The sequence below is a fragment of the Legionella sp. PATHC032 genome, assembly GCF_026191185.1.
Lineage (GTDB): Bacteria > Pseudomonadota > Gammaproteobacteria > Legionellales > Legionellaceae > Legionella.
Window position 1 is genome coordinate 1 of record NZ_JAPHOV010000002.1, and the last position, 21,381, is coordinate 21,381.

Consider the following 21,381-nt stretch of genomic DNA (forward strand, 5'->3'; position numbering starts at 1 on the left):
ATTCGTCCTTTTTGATTTTCAATCGAGCAGTATTTTCCTGATCACATTGTTCTTGATAACGTTTAGCTTCAGGTGAGTATTTGTTAAATCCTTTCGGTGTTCTCCAGCGGTTGTTACGAAGGAGTTGAGAAATGATATTAATTTTATGTTGAAAAGTGTCAATATTTTGAAATTGCTCTTTATTGCTTAATGAAAATACAATTTCGTCTAAAACCTTTTGAGGGGATGATAGCTTTACTCCATGGCTTTTTTGAACATTCAATAACATCCCCTTAACGATATTGAGTTCGTTTATAGGTAGTTTATCGTCTAATTGATTAAGAGTAATATTATTAATTACTCTATTTTTTTCTTTATTATTGGTATCTGCTGAAACAAGATAATCCATTCTCTCGTTTATATCATTTCTAGATGTAGGTTTTTTTTCTTTTATTTCTATAGTGTTTTCTTTCTCTTTTGAGAGAAATTGTAATTTGCTTTGAAGTGTTTCTGTAATTGCTATAAAAGATCGAGGTACACCGTAATATTTAAATCTTTTTCGGATAATCAGTCCTTCTTCTTCTAAATTTTTTAGGTAGATATAAATCCTGCTTTCACTAAAACCGAGTTCCGCAGCAAGATCAGGAATTTTTTTTGTAAACCATAATTTATTTTCGCGTTTTAAAAGAGTGCCTTGATAATGAAATATGATTTTATCTAAAAGCAGAGCTTCTTTAGGGCAGTTAGTTAATGAAAGAAGCTTGTTAAATCTATGATAGTAAATTGAATTATTCATAAAACATCCATGTGGTGAAATTACTTAATTAACCCTGACGTGGCCAACATATAGATTAGCTGAGGCGTGGTTTTGCAATTAAAGCTAGTCTTTAAGTCACTAAGTCTATAGAGGATGTATCTTTTTGATTTTTTGGTATCTTCAGCGATTTCGGTAACTTGGCTACCGTTTATTATCATTTTTATTATCTGGCTATCAACATGGTCAATTACCATTAAAAGCTCCATTTTTATTTAAATGCATCCCAAGTGATATAATTTATAACTTGAAATGCATTTAAGCAAGAAATATTATTATTTTTAGCAATAAATTTTATTGCATGAAATACAGGTTCATTGAATACACTAATGTTCTCTTGTATGATTCGGTTAATTAATAGGATTTTAGATTGATGTCATATGAGTGAATTATCTTGGGATAGGGTAAAAACGGACATAGCTCGTGTTAATAAACGCCTCTATGAAATATTAGAAACCATAGATGGCATTCAAAATATGCTTTTTACTGTCCTTGAATATCAGTATGGACAAATCATTGCGGATGAGGACTATTTTTATTTGCCAAATACTTGTGGAAAGCTATCCTCGGTTCCATTTTCAATGGTTTTAGAAAAAAATCTTGAAATGTTTATTGAATTTAAAGGGAAGTCAAGCACACACCAAGTCTATAAAGAAGGGGATTTTTTAAGCGTTAGTTCACTTTATAATGCTTCAAATACTCATCATCCCACAGATATACTGCAAATATCATCAGGTGCAAGAAATACCTTTTTACTTTGTCCTGTGGCAGACGCAAGGCCACATGCCAGTTTAGAAAAATATTTTAAGGCTGACATTCCTGTGCCAGATGAGCTTGGAAATCATTATTTAACCTTTAAGAGTTTATGTGAGGCAGCCAACTGTAAGTGGCGTTCAAAATTATTGGTGTTTCCTTCTGAAATTGTAACGTTAATTAAAGAGAATAAATTGCCAACTCTTTTGAGTTTAGTCATGGAATTTGATTCTAATCAGACAGGTTATTATGCAAACTTACCTTTTTATAATTATCTAATGGCCTACGTCCGAGCCAATAATCCTGAAATATCTCAAAATGAATTTACTAATAACGCCATTAGTCAATTGATTACTATAGGTACGGGACAAGTTCCCGGTTACGGTTTAGCCGTAGGGGATGATTTATTGCCCTTAGATTTTATTGTTGAGACGTATCGCGATATATATAAATCCAAATACACTCCTTTTGTTATGGAGCCTGTTCATTTTGACAAAAATAAAAACAACCCTGTTTTTTATTCGATCCTCAAAGAAGAGATGGCTTTTAAGCCTACCTCATTTTCAAATAAACCACAGCGTTGTGAATTAATATACGATACTTATTTTCAGTACGCTGATCATATAAAGAAATTAGGCCATCTTAAGAATACGCCATTTTTTGAAAGTGCAACAATGCTCGATTTAACACTTTTTCATGAAAAGAACAATCAAGTGACTAATAACTTATTTAAACTACCTAGGGAGACGATTTTTTCTTACGATCCTCGATTTTTGGAAGTAACAAATAAACTTGGGTATTCAGTTGATCAATTCCCTTCGAAAACAACGTTTTTAGTAGGATGTTTTGGTATTAAATATAATGAGAATAACGACACTGTTATGCATTGATCCTCTTCAGGACTATGAATTAATCGATTGTGAGATGCTTCTTCAATTGGGCATTACTCCCTTTTTTTTGATTAAAGATGCATCTAAGGCTGTTAAGGATCGGGAAAATGTATTAGTAAACTCATTTTCATATGAAGATATCCTAGCAATTTGTGATTCAATTCGTCCAAAGTATATCGTGTGTTTTTCTGAGGATATGTTCGTGGATATAGCAAAAATCCGAGAACATCTAAAGATTGCTGGTATGAGTTCGAATACGGCAATGCTATTAAGCCACAAGGATCTTATGTATCAAAAGTTGGATGGTTCATTTCCATTTCCTAAAACAACCACATTGATTGAATCTCCAAATTTAAAATCAATTCAAGAAAAGATAGGTGTTCAAGAGATTTTTGTTAAACCTATTAATTCCTCTGGTTCCTATGAGACCTATCATATTAAGACTGAGAGAGAGTTTTCTAATTTTTTAGCCAATAAGAAAGAGGATGAGGAAAACTATATCGCTCAAGCTTATGTGGCAGATGATTTATATCATTCGGAGTTGGTAGTTTTTGATGGGAACATTTTGTTTGTAGAAGCCAGGAAATATACCCATCCAAACCATTTAATGGTTAGTAAAAATTTTCCTATATTTAGTTTGAATATTTTAGAAGCGCCTCAACGACAATCAATTATTGATGCTTCAGTTAAGGTGAGCCAGTTATTGGGATTCCATAATGGGGTACTTCATACTGAATTCTTCATGAATGAGGATGGTTATATTCAATTTATCGAAACCAATGCTAGACCACCAGGTATTGGTTTAAATAAGTTGTACCAGAGAAAATATTCCATAAGCCTTGAAACAATTTTATGTTGTATTGTTTGTGGAGTTGAACCTCCTAGCATGGTAGAAAATAAAAGTCACTTCGTATGTGGTTACTTTCCTACAAAGATGGGGGTTATAAAAAAGATAAACAAACCTGAACTTCATGTTCAAAATGAATGGACTTTTTTTGTTAAGCCTGATGATACAAGCGAACAAATGGCACATATGTCTAAGTCAGCGATGGTTCTTTGTTGGGATGACTCTGTAACTGAAATAAATAAGACTGGTAACTTTCTTGCAGAGCAAGATATTGTAGAGGTTTATTGAATTAAAAATAGATTATAGCCTCATTTTGGCTGCTGATGAGTTTTTAGTAAGATCTTTAAACAGTTGTTCGTTCATATTTCACCACAATTGTTAAAAATATAAATAAATTATATATATCGTTTATATAAAAATCTACAGGTTATAAGAATGCATGAATACCAATTAATAGAGTTTAGTTCGTCCAAAAAAGAAATCCAATTGGTTTCTAATCAATCAAACTTGCAACAAGTATTATTAGAATTTTATAAAGAGAAGTTTGAAAAGATGTTTGATGAAGACGGTTGTTCAAAGGGATACATTTCTGTATTTGTTAACTCAAAACAAATTACATCAGTTAAAGAAATTGCACTTAACCCTAATGATGAAATCTGTATTGTAACTTCGATATCAGGGGGGTAGAGGAATGGAACGGTATAAACGCCAGATCGCAGTGATCGGAGAGCAAAGTCAAAAAATACTAAGTAATGCAAGAATTATGATCGTTGGTCTAGGCGGTATCGGATGTCCTGTTGCTCAATATCTTGCCGCTGCTGGTGTTGGAAAGTTAATCCTAGTCGATAATGATAAAGTAGATCTTTCTAATTTACATAGACAGATTTTATTTAATGAGGCAGATGTCGGAGATTATAAAGCTGAGAAAGCGAAAGTTGCTCTAAGTCAAGTTAATTGCAATATAGTTCTTGAAGCATACACCAATAAATTTGATGTAGATTTCGGTTACTCATCAGTCTCAGATGTCGATCTGATCATCGATGGAACAGACAATTTTGAAACGAGATACCTTATTAACGATATTTGTGTCTTACAAGAAAAAGTATTTATAAGCTGTAGTATTTTTGTAAATGTCATTCAGCTTGTTTTATTTGATACGAAACATTGCTGTTATCGTTGTTTATATCCTAACCCGCCTCCTACAGGTGCAATTCCTAACTGTTCCGAAGCGGGTGTTTTAGGCACAGTAACAGGAATAGCCGGAACCATGGCCGCTAACCTTGCTCTAAATTATTTACTTAAGGTAGAGGATGGGGAAGCACCACAAGTACGAATAGTAGATGCAAAAAACTTTAGTATCTCCTCTTTGACTATAAAGCAAAATAATGAATGCATTGCATGCAAACAAAAGAAAATCAACTTTGATTATTTGCAAACCAGTAGTGCTGATTATGGGATCTCCATAGAAGATCTTGATAGAAACAAGCATTTTCTGGTTGATATAAGGCAAAAAGAGGAGAGAGAGATTATAAAGTTAGATGATGATTTATTTTTTCCTATTAAGGATAATAATAATTATGCGTTTTTTTTATCTTATAAAGATAAAAAATTAGTATTTTATTGTGCTTCAGGGTATCGAAGTAAATTGTTTGCTTCAGAGCTTAGAACGTTAGGCGTTGATGCTTATTACCTCAAAACGAGTCTGTCTAAATGATTATTAGGCATGCAGAAACTTCTTTTAGAGCACGTCATTTCAGTGAAACACTAAACTTATTGAATCAGTTTAAGAAACTAGCGGGAATTACTCGATTAGCAGACTTAACACATTTAGATTACACCAGCCTACCCGTCTATACTGCAATAAGGCCTAGAGCAAAATCATTAACAACGAGTCAAGGAAAAGGATTAACAAAGGAAGCAGCTAAATGTTCGGCCTTGATGGAGTCGATTGAGGTGTATTTTGCTGAAGAAATAATTCCACAAGTGACTAATAAATCAGAGCTTGAATTAACACAAAGTAATAACCTTTTTATACCAATAAATCAACTTGCAAACTCAGTGCGGTTTACCAATCCCTCACAGCCAATAAATTGGGTATATGCTGATTTAGTATTCTCAGGGAAGACCATTCTTGTACCTTTTGCAGAATATTCATTAAATTCTTATTTACCGGAAGTTTTAATTTATTCTCCTGATACAACAGGACTCGCAGGAGGAAATAACTATAAAGAAGCTCTGTTACACGGAATTTTGGAAGTAATTGAGAGGCAAGACGCGCAACAGATAACCGAGATTGCTTTTGTTAATAGCAATTTAGTTGAAAATTTATCAATAAGGTTTGATTGTTTCATTACTTATCAAGAAAATTATTATAGAGTTCCTTCATTTGAAGTGTTGCTTAAATCAAAAAATCCTTTTGAAAATCAAATCCTATTTAAGGGTAGTGGAAGCCATTTAAATAAAAAAATAGCCTTAAATCGTGCACTCACTGAAGCCATTCAATCGCGAGTAACTACTATAGCAGGTTCTCGAGATGATCTAATTAATACTAAATATGATTCTAAGGCCAGTGAGTTTCCTGTTGTTATGAATAAAAAGAACTTCGATGAAGTACAGGATTATTCTGTAGGGACAATAGAGGATGCACTTTCTGTACTCTATGAAAAGATTAAAGAAAATAATCAGGATATTTTAGTGTACACGTATTATGACAAAGAAATTTGTATTGTGAAGGTTAAACTAATTTCTATGGACTTGATAAGCCATGTATGAAACAGTCGTTTTTTTAGAAACCTCTTTATCCCATCAAGAAGCGATGCATCTATTGCCAGATGCAAAGTATCTACCATCAATTAAAAAGGGTGATGTGCTTAAATCAATAAATGATGGATATAAACGAATTGTCATCATTGATGGAAATTTTTCTTGTGTTCCTTCTGTTTGGCATAAAGAAATATTAACTGCCCTAGACTATGGTTTAGAGGTATTCGGAGCTGCTTCAATGGGGGCTTTGAGAGCAGCAGAGCTGGATGCTTTTGGTATGAAAGGGTATGGGCGTATTTATGAGATGTATAAGAATGAAGAAATTGATGGTGATGATGAAGTTGCCATTGCTTATTCTAAATACAACAATGAGCAAACCATTCCTTTGATCAATATTCGTCTGACGCTTGAAAGAATAAATATAACTAATAAGGAAACGATTTTAGATTCTATTCGATCAATATTTTATGCTGAGAGAACATGGGGTAGGATTGCCCAACAGGTTTCAGAGGAACTTTATCATTTAATTAAGTCCAATTATGCGGACGTGAAAAAAGAGGATGCAAAATCCTTATTGTTTTATTTAAATCACCAGCAAATCCTTCCAATGACTTTAGCCTTTGGTAAGAAAAAAAGAAATTTTACCCTTTTTGAAAAAAAATTAATTGAAGCTACTTTATCGCCTGTTTGGTTGAATTCTCATGAACTAGAGCAAATAGGAGAAGTGGCTCATCTTCAGCGAGCTGAAAATATTGTTAAATTACTATCCATTCCTAAAACAAAAGCTAATATGCTTCATTATCAATCTATAATAGCAATGCTAGATAAACAAGAATACGAAATAACCGAATGCGAGCTTATCTACCAGGTAGAACTATTTAGAGAGGAGCGTAATCTGTTGAAGGGAGATGAGTTTGTTAATTGGTTAAAGGATAGAGGTTTGTATGACTCCAATCTAGAGCAACTCTTTTACGACTATGTAAAATTATCTAAATACTTTGCGATTACCTACGATTACAATAGCTATTTCAATTAAATTCCACACCCTAAAAATTTTTTCCACTTTTTTATTATCCTTGCACCTAGGTGAATGCACCTGATCTTAAATGATGATTCAATGGCATTATCGCTTATCAAAGAAATTCATTATGAATGCAGAACAAGAGGTGTTCGATATTTTAGAAGGTTGTATTTTGTGCTTGCAAAAAGCAGCTACAGAAATCGGTGGCTTTGATTTTGATAAACACGCACAAGCAGCAGTGTTTGCATATTCTTTATTAAAGCGGCAGCAATTGTTTTTAATTTATCCATTTGAGAATGAGACAGTGCATTAAACGATGCTATCAATAAATTACTTTTTCTAAATAATCAATAGAAGAGGAAGGGGAATATGTTGATATTAAAACGCAGGGTAGGGGAGACAGTAGCGATAGAAAACAAAGTGTTTTGTATGGTACTGGATCATCAACGGGATGGTCAGTTGAAGTTAGCGTTTGATGCGCCAGAATGTGTTCCATTCCATCGTTTTGAAATTCAAGAGGGTTCATGAAAAAAATTCAGGATGGAGCTTATAGACGAGAAATCAGTTGGGATGGAACTATGATTAATCGATTAATAAAAAAGTTTAGGAAGTGTTTTACTGGAATTCATGACTAATTGTTAGGACAAATAAGGATAATACAATGATTGAAACTATGAAATCAGGACTTACTAAAACCCTACTGGCTAGTGTTGTAATAGTGCTTACGGGATGTGCAGCAACTCATACTGCTATAGAGCACGGTTCTTTACAAGTCAGCACCAAACAAAGTGAAACGATTTTTTTGGATCCAGTCCCAAACACTCAGAAGACAGTTTATGTTTCAGTAAAAAACACATCGGATGAAGACGTGGATATTGCTCCTCAATTAAAAACAGTCTTAAGCGCGCATGGCTATAAGGTTGTTAATAGTCCAAGTTCAGCTCACTATCTGTTACAAGCCAACGTACTCAAGGTGGGTAAAATGAGCGTTGCTGCAAGTCAATCTGCGTTGGGTGGGGGTTATGGTTCTGCCATTGCGGGCGCAGCAGCAGGTAGTGCTGCAGGAAGTTTGACTCAATCAAGCACTGGTATGATAGTGGGTGGCCTTGCTGGCGGGGTCATTGGGATGGCTACTGATTCTTTAGTCAAAGATGTGAATTACACCATGATAACCGATGTCCAAATCAGTGAGAGAGTCGGTAAGGGCATTAAAATCAATGAGCAGTTCCAATCTCATTTAAAAAACGGTAGCAGCACGGTTACTTCCCAAACATCATCGCGCGATAGTCAATATCAGCGCTATAGAACCCGCGTGGTATCTAACGCAGACAAAGTCAATTTAAAATTTCAAGAGGCTCGTCCTTCATTAGAACAGGGATTAGTCAAAGTGATTTCAGGAATCTTCTAATGAGTCAAAGAACTTAAAAAGAGATTTTATTCTCGTAATAAAAACATTGTGATTTTTGCTTAAAAATTAAGCAATTTAGGTGCTTAAGGGATTTTTATAACCTAAAAACGGAGAAAGTAATGAAAATGGGTAAAAAGATAGTCAGTTTGATGCAAAAAGCAGGCTCGGCGTTCATGTTTGCAATGCTTTCAAAAAGTGTCTTTGCCAATGACTTATTGGCTCGTGCATTAGAAGGAGATGTCAAAGATTCGCTGGGAAGTGGTTCGATGTTTTGGAAAATCTTTATTTTGGTGGACATCATTCTTGCAACCGCAATGGCCGTCAAAAGCAAGAATCCCATGGTGTTTATTGGCGTGACTGCGGTTGCCTTTATTCCAGCCTTTTTACTGAAAACCTTTGTTTTTTGATGGAGGAAGGAGATGAGTAACATGAACTATCAATTCTTAAACCACATTGATGCGCCCAAGAGGGTCTTAACGCTAACCATGGATGAGCTGGTAGTGACGGCCTTAAGCTTTATCTTGCTCATCCTCTCCAATCAAAAAGTATTGGTATCAATGTTGGGATTGGGTTTGTTAAGTGGGTTGCGGCATTTGAAGAAAGGGGAGGGTCCAAAGGTGCTTTTAGTGTTGGCTTATTGGTATTTACCCAGTTATATCACTCAGTTTTTTCTGCCCAAATTACCTTTATCACACCACCGTGTGTATGTGGCTTAAGGAGAGAGCATGGATTTTAAAAGTTATCAAAGCCGCTTAAGTCAGCTGTCAGCACGGTTTAATCTGATGGTTGTTTTAGTATTTGGCCTTTTGATATCGAACGTTTTGCTGTCTTGCTTTTTATTTAAAGCATGGAATCAACATACGATTGAGGTCACTCCTTTTAGTGGTGCGCCTTCTTATTTGAAATCAGCTTCCAGTGTTGATGGCCACTATTTAAGCCTGATGGCAGAAAACTTTGTTAATGAACGTTTAAGCGTCACACCAGAAACGGTAGATGCCAGCCATCAACGCCTTCTTTCTTATGTTGGGCATCAAAACTACAACCAAATGCTACGGCTACTAACTAATGAGGCCAAGGTCATCAAAGATAAAAAAATGTCGTCCATTTTTTATATTGATAAAAATAAAGCCAACCCACACGAACTGACTGTCGTTGTTTCAGGGATTTTGAAGCGGTTTGTAGGGCTTCAAGCAGTAAATGACGAGCGTAAAACTTATGTTTTGCAGTTCCAATACAAAGACAGCCGTCTATCCATAGTTCAGTTTGCGCCTTTAAAGGAGAAACAAGATGCATAAACCATTCAGTATTGCGCTGGCCTTATTATCAACGGTTGCAATGGGAGCTAACAGCATCCCCGTGAAAGACAACAGTGATATTGCATTAACTTTAAGTCAGGGTAACTACAACCGTCTTGTAGTCAAGAACGATAAAATTATGGAAGCTGTATTCCCACCAAACGCTATGGCCATTAAGCGTGATGAGCAGGATGGCTCGGTGTATGTTATGCTCGCAGCCGCCAATCCCTTTACTTTATTTTTAACCACTGAGTCAGGCCGACATTTTTCAGTGACCGTAAATGGAGAAGAGTCACTGGGCAAGACCATTGAACTGGTTCCCGTGCTGCCAGTGGTTGCTGCATCCAAGACTCACGCCCCAATAACAAACCCTAAAAAAATCACTCAGGAAGCAGTCCCTGAAGCTATTATTGCCATGCTAACCCACATGGAACAACAAAAGCCATTTGCCGATGTGAAAGTAAGACGTCAATTTGGCCGCGCGGAGCACTGGTCAAAAGGATTAACGCTTTTACCCAAAGAGTCGTGGGACAGCAAGTTGTTAAAGGGCGAAACCATCGAATTGTACAATGGCGGTAAAGAACCCCTGGAATTAGCGCAAGATTGGTTTGCTAAAGAAGGTACGCTTGCGATTAAGTTTTCCAAACCTTCCATTAAACCTGGAGAGCGTGCCATGCTGTATCGTGTGGAAGCGAGTCATCATGGCTAACTGGCAGTGGAATAAAATGGTTAAAGGGCGTCAAGTGCGCACCTTGATTGTCGTAGGATGTGGTCTGTTTTTTCTCTTTGCTATGATGATTGTGCTATTGGCCGATGATCGTCCCAAAAAGAATCTTGAGGCTAAAAAATCAGTGAATTTAACAGGAATCATAGAGGAATCGTTTACTGATGCGGTGGCTGACAATGCACTCACAGCACAACAAACAGAGCTTGAATCATTAAAAAAGCAAGTTAGTGAATTGACCCTTAACATTAAATCAATGGCCGAGGCACATCAAAAAGAATTGCAAGCGCAAAAAGAAGAATTGACCTCTCAAGTACAAGAATTGGTTTTAGCTAATCAGGAAAAACAAAGTAATTCGGAACAACAAGATAACCCTTCCGAATTAAAGGAAGTTCAAAACCCTCAGCTATGGCATAACCCCAACGTGTATTCCATGAATAATACGATGAATAGAGGTACGGTTTTGTCTGATGCCATTCCACGTATCCACACCGTCTCTTTTCGTCCAAAACGACACATTACAAAGAAGCACCACAATTTCTATCTTAATCCTGCTCATTATGTGCCTTCTAATACATCAGTACGTGCCGTCATTTTAGGTGGTGCGGATGCAGATGCTTCAGTGAATGGCCAATCGAAAAATAATGGCGTGATGCTCTTTAAGTTTCTAGAAGACGGTACGCTACCGAATGGTCAGCGCTCACGCTTAAGAGGGTGCCGAGTCAGTGCCAATTCCTACGGTGATATTTCCAGCGAGCGTGCTTTTGCCACACTCTATCGTTTGTCTTGCGCTCATCCAGGCGAACCCATTATTGACAAGGAAGTTACAGGCTGGGTGTTTTTCAATGGCAAGGTGGGTATTAAAGGGAAACCATTGATGCGAGATAACAAAGTGATGACTTGGGCTGGTGTGAGTGGTGCCTTGTCTGGTATTGCAAGTGCTGCACAATACGCGCAAAGCGTACAAGCCATTGGACCATATGGCGCAACATCCGTTGTGCCAAGCAGTCAAATTGCACCCTTTGCAGCTTATGGTGGTGCTTCCAAAGCAGCTGACACCTTATCTCAGTACTATGTCAAACGAGCAGAACAATACCATCCGGTGATTCAGGTAGGTTCTGGCAATGTGGTTACCATCGTCTTTAAAGATGGCTTTTACTTGGAGCCCGATGAAGACAAGAGCCAACATGCGATGCAGAGGTATAAAGCGCAGGAGGAAACACAGGAATTGATTTCTAGAGGTGAGGAAGAGAAGAACTCGGAAATGAATTTTACAGTCCCTCCAGAAGTCTTGGGAAAAATTAACCGTGTGAATACCTTAAGCCGCAATGAAACAGGAGGTTTACAATGAGACACTCTATTGTTGTCCTAATGCCGATTATCTCAGTTCTTTTAACTGGCTGTGGCCCAATGAATTCTAATTTCAGCTGCAATGCCACGGCAGGTGACAGTTGTTTGACGATTGAGCAGGTCGATGCTATGACTCGTTTTGCTGATGATATAAAGCCAACAAAGCAGTCTTTGGGCATGATGAAAGCGGAAAATAATATCCCAAATCGCCAAGGGAAAATAATCAAACAAAATAACGGGCAATCTTTATGGGTTGCACGAAACATGGAGGAGAAATCATGGGCGTAAATTTCTCTCTTTGGCGCGATAAAGCGCGAGATTTATTGCATCGTACAAGTCATCTACTTGGAGAAACTTCAGGAGTGAAACCTGATTCTCTTTGCTCCTATGATAAAGCATATGAGTCGTGTACTTTAGATTTGCCCTCTATCAAAAGCCTTTTACCCTATGAAACGGTGAATGAAGCCGGTTTTTTTGTGAATCGCAACTCAATGGGCTTTGGCTTGTTGTTAATGCCCATGTCGGGTGCGGATGAGTCCTTAATGAACAGCCTGTCGCAACTGTTTAAAAATAAATTAACTGTAGGGACGGATTGCACGGTGTTGTTGTATAAACACCCATGGATTGGAGAACAACTTGCGCAAAACTATGAGCCTATTTTAAAACAAGGTGGTATTTATGCTGAGCTTGCACGGGAGACGCTGAAATACCATCTGAATGCCATTAAAAAAGGATATAAAAATGGCCGTAATGTGCCGGCGGGCTTAAGTGATTATTGTGGTTATCTTTTTGTTTCAAGACCGATGCAATCTGATGTGGAAGGGCAGCTCCAACTGTTGCTAGCCGACTTTGAATCCGAACTTAAAGTCGCGGGTTTTGGAATTAGGCGGTGTGGGGAAGATGAATTTAAGGTGCTGATGCGCGCATTAATTTCGCCTGATTTCAATGAGTTGTCCTGGCCAATCATTAATGAATCAGATGGGTTTATTGCAGAAGCTATACCCTGTCCCTCAACCGTGATTGAAATTGGAGATGAGGCTATCGAGGTATCAATTACTGACTCTCAAGCACAAACAGTGCGAACTCGACTGGTTAATTGTGAGGTGAGTCACTACCCAGCCAAGCCATTTGCTTTATGGCAAACACCGGATTTATTTGCCAACTTGCTTGATACTGAGCAGGGGATCCAATGTCCTTTTTTAATTTCATTCACCATTCGAGGTATGAATCAGGAAAAGATGAAGGCGAAAGCACGTGCTCGTGCCAAATCCTTAAACGCGAATAATAATCCCGTTCAATCCTTTATTAACCCATCCATTCGTGAGGAAGCAGCCGAGTGGCAATTTGTGCACGATCATGCATCAAAAGGCGAATTGCACCTTTTACCTACCTTTTATAATGTCATTCTTTATACAACTAGCGACCACGAACGTGAGCATGTTGCCAAGGCAATTGCAAGTTTTAGGCAAATGGGTTTTACATTAACTCAGAGCCGTTGCAAACAATGGTTAAGATTTTTAGGTTCCCTTCCTTTTATATGTACTTCCGGCCTTTTTTCGAGTCTTGAGCTCTTGGGCATGACCAAAAAACTGAGTCACGCCAATGTTGCTAATCTTCTGCCGGTCATTGCTGATTTTAAAGGAGCAAGACAGGGGCTCATTGTACCTACGTATCGCCATCAACTGTTTTATTTAAATACCTTTGATGACAGGGTTTTGCCCATAACTAATTTTAATCGACTCACAGTGGCTTCCACAGGAGCTGGTAAATCTTTCTTTGAGCAAGCACAAATTTTGGATGGTTTATCGCGAGGCCAACAAATTTTCGTCATTGATTTAGGCGGCTCTTACAAGCATTTATGCGAGATGGTTGGTGGCAGCTACATTGATGCCTCCACTTTGACGCTTAATCCATTTACGCTGTTTGATTTTGATGGGGTCACCGAGATTAAAGGGGAACAAGTCAACGATTACATTCAAATCAGAGATTTGTTAGCAATCATGGCAAGCCCGTCAGAGGCATTAGGGGAAGTTCAAAAAGCATGGCTTTTAGATGCTGTGACTGAATGCTGGAAAGCGCGGGGCCGTCACGCAAAAATGGATGATGTTTTAACCTCACTTCAAAGGATGCTAGAAAAACCTCAATCCCAAGGTGACCAACGGCTTAAGGATTTGCTGATTTTGATGAGTAAATATGGAAGTCAGGGCATTTACGGCCACCTCTTTAACAGCGATACACCTCTACTCAATGGTTCCAATTTGGTGGTTCTTGAAATGGGTGAGCTGGAATCTAACCCTGAACTGCTCACCATTGTCATGTTTGTCATGATCGTGATTATCCAGGGGCAATTTTATCACTCGGATAGAAGGCGCGAAAAACGATGTATCATTGATGAAGCCTGGCGTTTTTTGGCTCGTGGTTCTAATCCAGTGTGTGCCAGCTTTATCGAGCAGGGCTTTCGTACTGCAAGAAAGCATATGGGTGGTTTTGCAGTCATCACACAAAACCTTTTAGACACCATGAACACTATTCAGGGACGTGCTATTGCGGCAAGTAGTGATACTAAAATCATTATGCGCCAGGGTTCGTTTAAGCAATACCTAGAGGAACATCCAAAGCATTTTAGTCCGCTTGAAGCACGTGTCATCGAATCTTTTGGTGAGGCAAAAACTCAAGGGTTTTCCAATCTGATGATTCAGTTTGGAAATGTCACCACGTTTCATCGTTATTTTTGCGATCCCTTTTCCCGCGTGCTGTTTTCAACCTCAGGGGATGAAGTAAGTCTCATTGAGTCGTTAACCAAACAAGGGGTCAGCTTAAGTGAGGCAATAAAACGCGTTGCAAACAAATATTATAGGGAGGAATTATGCGATTAACTCCTCTATTTTTAGGTTGTGCATTAGCGGTTTTTGGTGTGGTTTTGGGTTTTTATGGTGTATCACCTCAAAAATCGATTGTTATTTTTGATAAAAAGGAAGTCTTAAGTCAATTCATTCGCCAATTGGCCGAAGCAAAAGCGACAGAGTCCCAAGTGGAGCAATCAACAAGAAGATTTAATGCATTACTGAATAAGGTATTGGTTGATACAGCACAGCAAAAGAAAGTCATCATTTTAAGGGCGTCTGATGTTCTTGCCGGAGGTGTTGATATTACGGATGAGATGCGAATTAAGATGAGCCACGCCATGAGGAACAAATTGTGAACATTATTTTTTACTTGTTTCTTCTTATGATTTCAATGGGGCAAGTTCACGCCAAATCCTTTGGTGTAGTCGGTGAAGTGTTTCCTATTGCTGAAAAGAGCTTTTTAAGGCTCATTGAAGAACGGTTAGCCTCATTGAAGGCAAGTGGTGAGCTTAAGTCTTTGAATCAGCGCTGGATTCAAACGGCAGCCGAGCATGCGAATAGGCCACCAGCATTGAACATTGTGCGCACACACCATTCAATTAAACACGAGTACGTTCCTGAGATTACCTTAAGCCAAGACATAACCAATGAAAAAGGCCAGATTCTGTATTCAAAAGGAACTCATGTGAATGCGTTACAACATATGCCTTCCTATACACCGTGTTGGTTATTCTTTAATGCTGATGATGATGCTCAGTTAAATTGGGCAGATCATCAAAAAACTCAGTGTGCAAACCCTAAATTGATTCTGACTGGCGGTGCCGTCAATAAAGCTGAAAAAAGGTTGGACTCGGTGATTTATTTCGACCAGGCAGGGAAAATTACCAGCAAACTGCACATTGGTCACGTTCCAGCAAAGGTGATACGTCATCAAAACAGCCTTGTCATTCATGAACAAGCAATCAAGGAGAATGGCGATGTACTTTAGAGTACTGCTTCTAACTGTTTTGTACCTTGTGTCCTATCAATCTTCTGCGAAGCTTTGTACAGGACATTTTGTGAACCCTATTACTGATGTATGCTGGCGATGTTTATTCCCCTTATCTATTGGCAACGCAAAGGTTGTGAATTCATCACTTCCTGATACTGAAAATGCATCCAGCCCTATAGGCGTTTGTCCAGCCAGCACCGGTGTTCGCTTGGGCTTGAATATCGGATTTTGGGAGCCGATGGCGCTTACCGATGTCACGGATACACCTTATTGTCTGGTGAATCTTGGTGGCACTCAATTAAATCTGGGATTAAAGCAGGGAAGAGGTGGACGCCATGTGGTTGGTAATGGGCAGCAGAGAGCATTTTTTCATGTGCATTGGTATAAATATCCGCTCATTAACTGGCTTAATTTGATTACCTCTTCAGGTTGCCTGCAAAAAGGTGATTTTGACATTGCTTATCTGACCGAACTTGACCCGACATGGTCTGATTCAGAGATGAGCTTTGTGTTAAGTCCTGAGTCAGTATTGTTTGGCAACCCTGTGGCCGCAAGTGCGTGTGCTGCGGATGCACTCTCATCTACCATCGCTAGTAAACCACTGGATAGCCTTTTTTGGTGTGCTGGCAGTCAGGGAACGCATTATCCGATGACAGGACACGTTAATGCGTCTGTATCACCCGTGCAAACAGCGTGGCTTCTGACTGAGCGCATGAATTACAAAATGCACCGTGAGTTTTTAGTGTCTGACTCAAGCCCTAAATCTGATGCAATTTGCAAAGAGCATTATTACACCGTAACCCCTAAATCACGTTATCGCTATGAGCTGGTGAATCAGGTGGCTGATGGCAAGCGTTGTTATCCAGGGGGTTCAAGCACTCTAGCCTGGGAAGCCGGAAAAATCAAGCCGCATACACCTGACCAATATGGGTTTTTGGTGTGGCGAAAACGAAACTGTACGTTTCTTTAAGCAGGAGTTTGTTATGTTAAGAAAAGGAATTTTGGTATTGATTGGGTCTGTAATCATGACCTCATCCTTTGCAGCACAAATATCTGTATTGGTTAGCTTTTCCATACCGGAAACTCTTTTGCAAGAGACATTAAAAGAGAGCGCTCAATTAAACATTCCAGCCTATTTAAACGGACTTTATCGTGACTCGATGAGTGAGACGGCACTGAAGGTGATGGCATTAAGCAAGCATATTCCTAATTTGAACTTGGCAATTGACCCCACTCTGTTTGAGCGTTTCGGAATTCAGCAAGTACCTGCTGTAATTGTTGATGATGGTCAGACCTTTGATGTGATTTATGGCCATTTGAGCATTCAAGAAGGATTAGCTCGTATGGCAGGAAGAGGGGATGTTGATTTTACACCAAGGGATATCAGGAGGGTAATCGGTGAGTAAAGTCGGACTAATTTTCTTCTGCATCCTATCTTTCTCTTCTTTTTCTCAAAACCAGGTTGATGCACTTCATGCACGTGATGAAGCCTTGCAAAACTTAAAAGGATTTAATCCAGCAACTGCATTAAAAGGCTACACAATAAATCCTCAAGAAACTTCGCTTCAACCGCAAGAAGGAAGCAATCCTTTTGCTTCTCTTGGATTAAATGCACTTAAAAACAACTCGACTGCCCATGAGGTTTATAATAAGGCCTTAAACAGATCTCGAGTGCGTGCGAATCCCAACACTCCTGAAATGCAGTATGCTGAAACAATTCTTGGTGATCCAGATGGCGTCTTGGAAGGTACCTGCTATAAAGAGGCAAGCCACTGCAAAATCGAATCAACAGTTAAATCCTGCGAAGAATCCCTGCAGTACTCCATGGTTTCTTGCAAAGAGATGACATTGAGTGTGACAGTAAAATCACTCAGTATGAGCTTTTCTCGAACTGTGGTGCCACAACGATATAAGTCAGTGACAACATTTGATTTAACAGCTTGTTCCCCAGCTGATAGGCAGTGCTCACCGGCTAATACCGTTATTCTGACACAGCCTTGTGAAGAGATTTCTGTTCATGTCACACACCACGGCCAACCTTTGCGTGTGACTAAACAACCGACTTGTACCGACACAACTGTTACAGTGCAACTTTCAGGCAATGGAAGGCTGTCTGTTCCATTGCAGGTAACAGTCACAGAATACGTGAGCGATGACCAATGGCAAACACAGGTTTGTGAACCTATTCAATCAGAGAACCTGAATGGCTATTGTTTTTTGGAAGAGAGTCAAGCGTGTTTAGAGCCTAATCAGGTGAAAGTGATTGGAGGAGTTGCTATTAAACGACCTTGTTGGGGTAGGGCATTACAGTATCAATGTGGATCAGTTCAATCCACCACTTGTACTGAGTACATTAATCAGGGTTGCTCGCAAACTGCATCCACCTGTGTAAAGTCAAAAGCTAATCGCTGTGAGCGTTATTCCCAAACATTCCAATGTATGCAGCAATTTTGTATGCCAGAAAAAACTGCATGCCCGGGAAAAATGTATTGCATCGATGGACAGTGCGACACCTCAAGAGATGAAACCAGTGATGACATGGCAGAAGGTATATCAAGGCTTGGGCTACTCGCCGGCGTGGCTGGAGACGTGACTGCAAACCAGGTTAGGAGCGGAACTCCTGCAATTTTTAACGGAAGTGCGCAAGAATGTAAAAAATATCCTCTGGGTTTTCGCGATTGTTGTACTGATTCAGGATGGGGTGATTGGGTAAAACATTGTCCGGAAGCACTGCAGGTGCTTCAACGTGCAAAACATGAAAACCGTGTGGTGTATTTAGGCTCTTATAAAAACCATAAATTAGGTGCTCGACATTATACCTTTTGCATATTTCCTACTAAATTAGCATCAATTGTTCAAATTCAGGGGCGTGGGGGGCAATTAGGTATTCCGTATGGAACAGCACAGTATCCTGATTGTCGAGGACTTACCCCTGAAGAACTCGAACGCATTAATTTCGCCTCATTGGATTTATCACCCATCCAGGAAGAGCTGGTGGCTCGCATGGTCTTGCCTAAGAATGATTCTCTTAAACAGACCAACCAATCCCATATTGAACGATTAAAGCAACAGGGGCGTGCTCATGATTAATAGGATGCTAATTGTTTTTTTGCTACTTAGTGGGGTTGCGTTTGCTGATAAACCGGTGGGTTTTCTATGGTATACAAAAGAAAGGGAAACAAAAAGAGTCGAGAAAAAAACCTCGGGTATTCCTTTTAAGAGTCTAAGCTATACAGAGCGCGATGCTGTTCTGCGCTTCTACACCATGGAAGCGCTTCATAAAGCACGGTACACCAAAAAGATGGAGGACATGCGCGTATTTTTAAGTCTGCAAGATTACTGGCTTAAAGAGTCCTCCCGATTTAAGTCATTGTTTCAGAAAACGATGTTGGCACATCCAGAATATGATTATGCAGTGACTCATCCGACTTCTAATCTGGGCGCAAAAATCACCGATGAGGTGCGCGAATCCCAAACCATAGAAGTTATAAACCGCTTGTCCAAATCACATGGCTTGTTGTTTTTTTATCGTGGAAAAAGCCCTTATGACTTAAAGCAAATACCCATTATTGTTGATTTTTGCAAGCGATTTCGCATTCAACTGATCCCAGTTAGTGTTGATGGCGCAACCTCTCCCGAACTGCTGAATTCTCGAATGGATCAAGGGCAAGCTAATCGATTGGGTGTTCGTTATTTTCCAGCACTGCTGTTGGTGAATCCTGCAAGCCAACAGGTTTCACCTGTGGCATATGGCTTAACTACGCAGGATGTCTTGATGGAACGTATAAAACAAGTGGTCAACCAATTTAAAGGAGAGGAATAATGTTTGCCCGTGTATTTTTGATTGTGATGTTCGCTTTTATTGGCTTGGGTGCTAAGGCCGAAGGATCTCAATGGCTAACTAACCTGATTGCCGAACAAGAAGGTTTAGTAACGCACCAACGAGAAGAGCCACAAAATACAAAAAGAAAGGGATTTTTTAGCACCCATGGATTGATTTTGTTTTATGGAAGCCAATGCCCACATTGCAAGCGGTTTGCACCGATATTAAAAGGGTGGGCAAATCGCAACAAAGCAGAAGTCTTGCCTTTGTCGTTGGATAATCAACCATTGCCTGAATTTCCAAAATTTTTACCGGCAACTACAGAGTGGATTAATGCGGCATTTGGTGGTAATTCCATTAATTATCCGGCACTTTTTGTGGTTAACCCTAAAACAAAAACATTATATCCAGTGGGTTTTGGTTCCATGACGAACGCTGAACTGAACGACCGAATGGCTGTACTCATTTCAAAAATCAAAGCGTATGAAATCAAGGGGAGACTGTAATGAAAAAAGCCGTTATAACTCTGTTTTTATGGGCTTTTTTCCCTGTTGTTCAGGCTAATGTAAGTCAAGATCTCGATAATTTCTTTAACGGGATGGGCTATGCGTCTAATGTGACTTCGCCCGATGCCTTTGAATCTCAAGCTGCAGGATTTTTTGGTGGGGGTTCACTCTATGCTCGTAATCAGGTACGTCAGTATCAGTTGGTGCAATTGGATTTGCCCAGTTACCGTGCTGGATGTGGAGGCATTGATTTATATACTGGCAGTATGAGTTTTTTAAGTGAGCAAAAGCTTGTTGATTTGGGAAAATCGGTGATGACCAATGCTGGTGCTTATGCAGTGGATGTGATGCTTGCCTCTACGGTTCCTGAACTGAAACAGGTAAGGGATTATTTGCAGCAATTGGAACAAATGGCTAACCAGGCCAGCATTAACTCCTGTCAGCTCTCACAAAACATGGTGGGAGGCATTTGGCCAAAAACCGCAGAAAGTCAACAAAAAATCTGTAAAGACCAGGCGGCCATGGGAAAAGAGGGATTGTTCAGTGATTATGTGAAGGCGCGAATGGTTTGCGCAGGTACTGGCTTTGATAATGTGATGAGCAAAGCATCTCAAGATCCTGAGCGTAAAAAGCAGGTGGTTTTAAATAAAAATCTTGTATGGTCACTGTTGCAAGCCAAATCATTCTTAAACAGTGACAGAGAGTTGGCTGAAATGGTGATGAGTTTAACTGGGACACTGATTATTGACAAAGAAGGTAAGGTAACCAACGTACCTTCCCTTGCTGGAAATGCTGATTTAGTGAATGCGCTAATTGGTACTGGAAATGGCCCGAGATCTGCAAAGATATGGCGTTGCAAGGATGCGGGCAGCAATAGCCAATGTATGCAGGTGAGTTTGCAAGATATCACCATTCAAGAAACTTCAACGCTTACCTATAAAGTACGCGAGATTATTCGCACCATCAATACCAAACTCATTAATGACGAAAAACCTGGTAATCGTGAGCTTAATTTTTTAAGTATGACATCGCTGCCTGTGATGAAGTTTTTGTCGGTATTAAACAGCATGCACTATGGCAGTAGTGCGGTAGACATAGAAGAGTATTCAATGCTGATAGCCCAGGACTTGTTAACTAATTACCTAATCGAATTACTGCGTGAGGTCAGTGTAGCCACAGCAGGGTCTGAATTAAATACCGATTTGGTCAAAGAAATTCAAAAGCGCATTAATGAAGCAACCACACACGTGGAATCACTTGATCCAAAGGTAGGTCGCAAACTACAAGAAAAACTCAACCTGATTGAGCGTATGGCGCAAATTGAAAAACAGGTCTCTTCTCAAATGAACAGTACTGCGGGTTAAGGAGACA

Annotated in this window: 25 protein-coding genes; 24 read left to right on the forward strand and 1 reads right to left on the reverse strand. The window is 39.3% G+C overall.

Going from position 1 to position 21,381, the window contains the following annotated elements; translation table 11 throughout:
• Window positions 1-775: hypothetical protein (locus tag OQJ02_RS15085; protein WP_265719853.1), on the reverse strand; the 775-nt coding region annotated here is incomplete at its 3' end.
• Between the two features lie 398 nt (window positions 776-1,173).
• Here OQJ02_RS15085 and OQJ02_RS15090 point away from each other — a divergent pair.
• The 24 genes from OQJ02_RS15090 (at window position 1,174) to OQJ02_RS15205 (ending at window position 21,374) form a co-directional block, all read left to right on the forward strand.
• The gene (locus OQJ02_RS15090) at window positions 1,174-2,436 is read left to right on the forward strand and encodes a hypothetical protein (RefSeq protein WP_011212596.1); all 1,263 of its coding nucleotides are present in this window, start codon (window positions 1,174-1,176) and stop codon (window positions 2,434-2,436) included.
• Window positions 2,408-3,571 carry an ATP-grasp domain-containing protein gene (locus OQJ02_RS15095; protein ID WP_011212597.1) on the forward strand — a complete coding sequence of 388 codons (1,164 nt, stop codon included), beginning with the start codon at window positions 2,408-2,410 and terminating at the stop codon, window positions 3,569-3,571. Before OQJ02_RS15090 ends, OQJ02_RS15095 begins: the two co-directional genes overlap by 29 nt.
• A 147-nt stretch (window positions 3,572-3,718) precedes the next feature.
• On the forward strand, window positions 3,719-3,970 hold the full coding sequence (locus OQJ02_RS15100; RefSeq protein WP_011212598.1) for a MoaD/ThiS family protein: 252 nt from the start codon (window positions 3,719-3,721) through the stop codon (window positions 3,968-3,970).
• 4 nt (window positions 3,971-3,974) lie between these two features.
• Entirely contained in the window at window positions 3,975-4,997 is a 1,023-nt protein-coding gene (locus OQJ02_RS15105; protein WP_011212599.1) for a MoeB/ThiF family adenylyltransferase, read from the forward strand.
• Entirely contained in the window at window positions 4,994-6,055 is a 1,062-nt protein-coding gene (locus OQJ02_RS15110; protein WP_011212600.1) for a YcaO-like family protein, read from the forward strand. Before OQJ02_RS15105 ends, OQJ02_RS15110 begins: the two co-directional genes overlap by 4 nt.
• Window positions 6,048-7,082 (forward strand): TfuA-like protein, encoded by a 1,035-nt coding sequence (locus OQJ02_RS15115; protein ID WP_042236054.1) that lies wholly within the window; start codon window positions 6,048-6,050, stop codon window positions 7,080-7,082. The genes OQJ02_RS15110 and OQJ02_RS15115 overlap by 8 nt, the downstream gene beginning before the upstream one ends.
• A gap of 112 nt (window positions 7,083-7,194) precedes the next feature.
• On the forward strand, window positions 7,195-7,380 hold the full coding sequence (locus OQJ02_RS15120; RefSeq protein ID WP_011212602.1) for a hypothetical protein: 186 nt from the start codon (window positions 7,195-7,197) through the stop codon (window positions 7,378-7,380).
• A 56-nt stretch (window positions 7,381-7,436) separates the two neighbouring features.
• Window positions 7,437-7,595, forward strand: a complete 159-nt coding sequence (locus tag OQJ02_RS15125) for a carbon storage regulator (RefSeq protein ID WP_080282142.1) — start codon at window positions 7,437-7,439, stop codon at window positions 7,593-7,595.
• A 133-nt stretch (window positions 7,596-7,728) separates the two neighbouring features.
• On the forward strand, window positions 7,729-8,475 hold the full coding sequence (locus tag OQJ02_RS15130) for a complement resistance protein TraT (RefSeq protein WP_011212604.1): 747 nt from the start codon (window positions 7,729-7,731) through the stop codon (window positions 8,473-8,475).
• A gap of 119 nt (window positions 8,476-8,594) precedes the next feature.
• Window positions 8,595-8,882, forward strand: a complete 288-nt coding sequence (locus tag OQJ02_RS15135) for a hypothetical protein (RefSeq protein ID WP_011212605.1) — start codon at window positions 8,595-8,597, stop codon at window positions 8,880-8,882.
• 21 nt (window positions 8,883-8,903) lie between these two features.
• Window positions 8,904-9,191, forward strand: a complete 288-nt coding sequence (traL, locus tag OQJ02_RS15140; RefSeq protein ID WP_227000277.1) for a type IV conjugative transfer system protein TraL — start codon at window positions 8,904-8,906, stop codon at window positions 9,189-9,191.
• 9 nt (window positions 9,192-9,200) lie between these two features.
• A complete protein-coding gene (gene traE, locus OQJ02_RS15145; protein ID WP_042236052.1) occupies window positions 9,201-9,770 on the forward strand; it encodes a type IV conjugative transfer system protein TraE in 570 nt (189 codons plus the stop codon).
• Window positions 9,763-10,479, forward strand: a complete 717-nt coding sequence (gene traK / locus OQJ02_RS15150; RefSeq protein ID WP_011212608.1) for a type-F conjugative transfer system secretin TraK — start codon at window positions 9,763-9,765, stop codon at window positions 10,477-10,479. The genes traE and traK overlap by 8 nt, the downstream gene beginning before the upstream one ends.
• Window positions 10,472-11,845: a TrbI/VirB10 family protein gene (locus OQJ02_RS15155; protein ID WP_011212609.1), complete on the forward strand. Its 1,374-nt coding sequence runs from the start codon at window positions 10,472-10,474 to the stop codon at window positions 11,843-11,845. The genes traK and OQJ02_RS15155 overlap by 8 nt, the downstream gene beginning before the upstream one ends.
• Entirely contained in the window at window positions 11,842-12,132 is a 291-nt protein-coding gene (locus tag OQJ02_RS15160; protein WP_041173936.1) for a TraV family lipoprotein, read from the forward strand. Before OQJ02_RS15155 ends, OQJ02_RS15160 begins: the two co-directional genes overlap by 4 nt.
• Window positions 12,123-14,720, forward strand: a complete 2,598-nt coding sequence (traC, locus tag OQJ02_RS15165; protein WP_042236049.1) for a type IV secretion system protein TraC — start codon at window positions 12,123-12,125, stop codon at window positions 14,718-14,720. The genes OQJ02_RS15160 and traC overlap by 10 nt, the downstream gene beginning before the upstream one ends.
• Window positions 14,711-15,046: a type-F conjugative transfer system protein TrbI gene (gene trbI, locus OQJ02_RS15170; RefSeq protein WP_011212611.1), complete on the forward strand. Its 336-nt coding sequence runs from the start codon at window positions 14,711-14,713 to the stop codon at window positions 15,044-15,046. The genes traC and trbI overlap by 10 nt, the downstream gene beginning before the upstream one ends.
• A complete protein-coding gene (gene traW, locus OQJ02_RS15175; RefSeq protein ID WP_011212612.1) occupies window positions 15,043-15,678 on the forward strand; it encodes a type-F conjugative transfer system protein TraW in 636 nt (211 codons plus the stop codon). Before trbI ends, traW begins: the two co-directional genes overlap by 4 nt.
• Window positions 15,668-16,651 (forward strand): conjugal transfer pilus assembly protein TraU, encoded by a 984-nt coding sequence (gene traU, locus OQJ02_RS15180; protein WP_011212613.1) that lies wholly within the window; start codon window positions 15,668-15,670, stop codon window positions 16,649-16,651. The genes traW and traU overlap by 11 nt, the downstream gene beginning before the upstream one ends.
• Before the next feature lie 13 nt (window positions 16,652-16,664).
• Complete coding sequence (trbC, locus tag OQJ02_RS15185; RefSeq protein ID WP_041173938.1) at window positions 16,665-17,087, forward strand: type-F conjugative transfer system pilin assembly protein TrbC; 423 nt, start codon at window positions 16,665-16,667, stop codon at window positions 17,085-17,087.
• Complete coding sequence (traN, locus tag OQJ02_RS15190) at window positions 17,080-18,771, forward strand: type-F conjugative transfer system mating-pair stabilization protein TraN (protein ID WP_011212615.1); 1,692 nt, start codon at window positions 17,080-17,082, stop codon at window positions 18,769-18,771. Before trbC ends, traN begins: the two co-directional genes overlap by 8 nt.
• The gene (traF, locus tag OQJ02_RS15195) at window positions 18,764-19,504 is read left to right on the forward strand and encodes a type-F conjugative transfer system pilin assembly protein TraF (RefSeq protein WP_011212616.1); all 741 of its coding nucleotides are present in this window, start codon (window positions 18,764-18,766) and stop codon (window positions 19,502-19,504) included. Before traN ends, traF begins: the two co-directional genes overlap by 8 nt.
• The gene (gene trbB / locus OQJ02_RS15200) at window positions 19,504-20,010 is read left to right on the forward strand and encodes a type-F conjugative transfer system pilin assembly thiol-disulfide isomerase TrbB (RefSeq protein ID WP_042236047.1); all 507 of its coding nucleotides are present in this window, start codon (window positions 19,504-19,506) and stop codon (window positions 20,008-20,010) included. Before traF ends, trbB begins: the two co-directional genes overlap by 1 nt.
• On the forward strand, window positions 20,010-21,374 hold the full coding sequence (locus OQJ02_RS15205; RefSeq protein ID WP_011212618.1) for a conjugal transfer protein TraH: 1,365 nt from the start codon (window positions 20,010-20,012) through the stop codon (window positions 21,372-21,374). The genes trbB and OQJ02_RS15205 overlap by 1 nt, the downstream gene beginning before the upstream one ends.
• The last annotated feature ends 7 nt before the right edge of the window (window positions 21,375-21,381 follow it).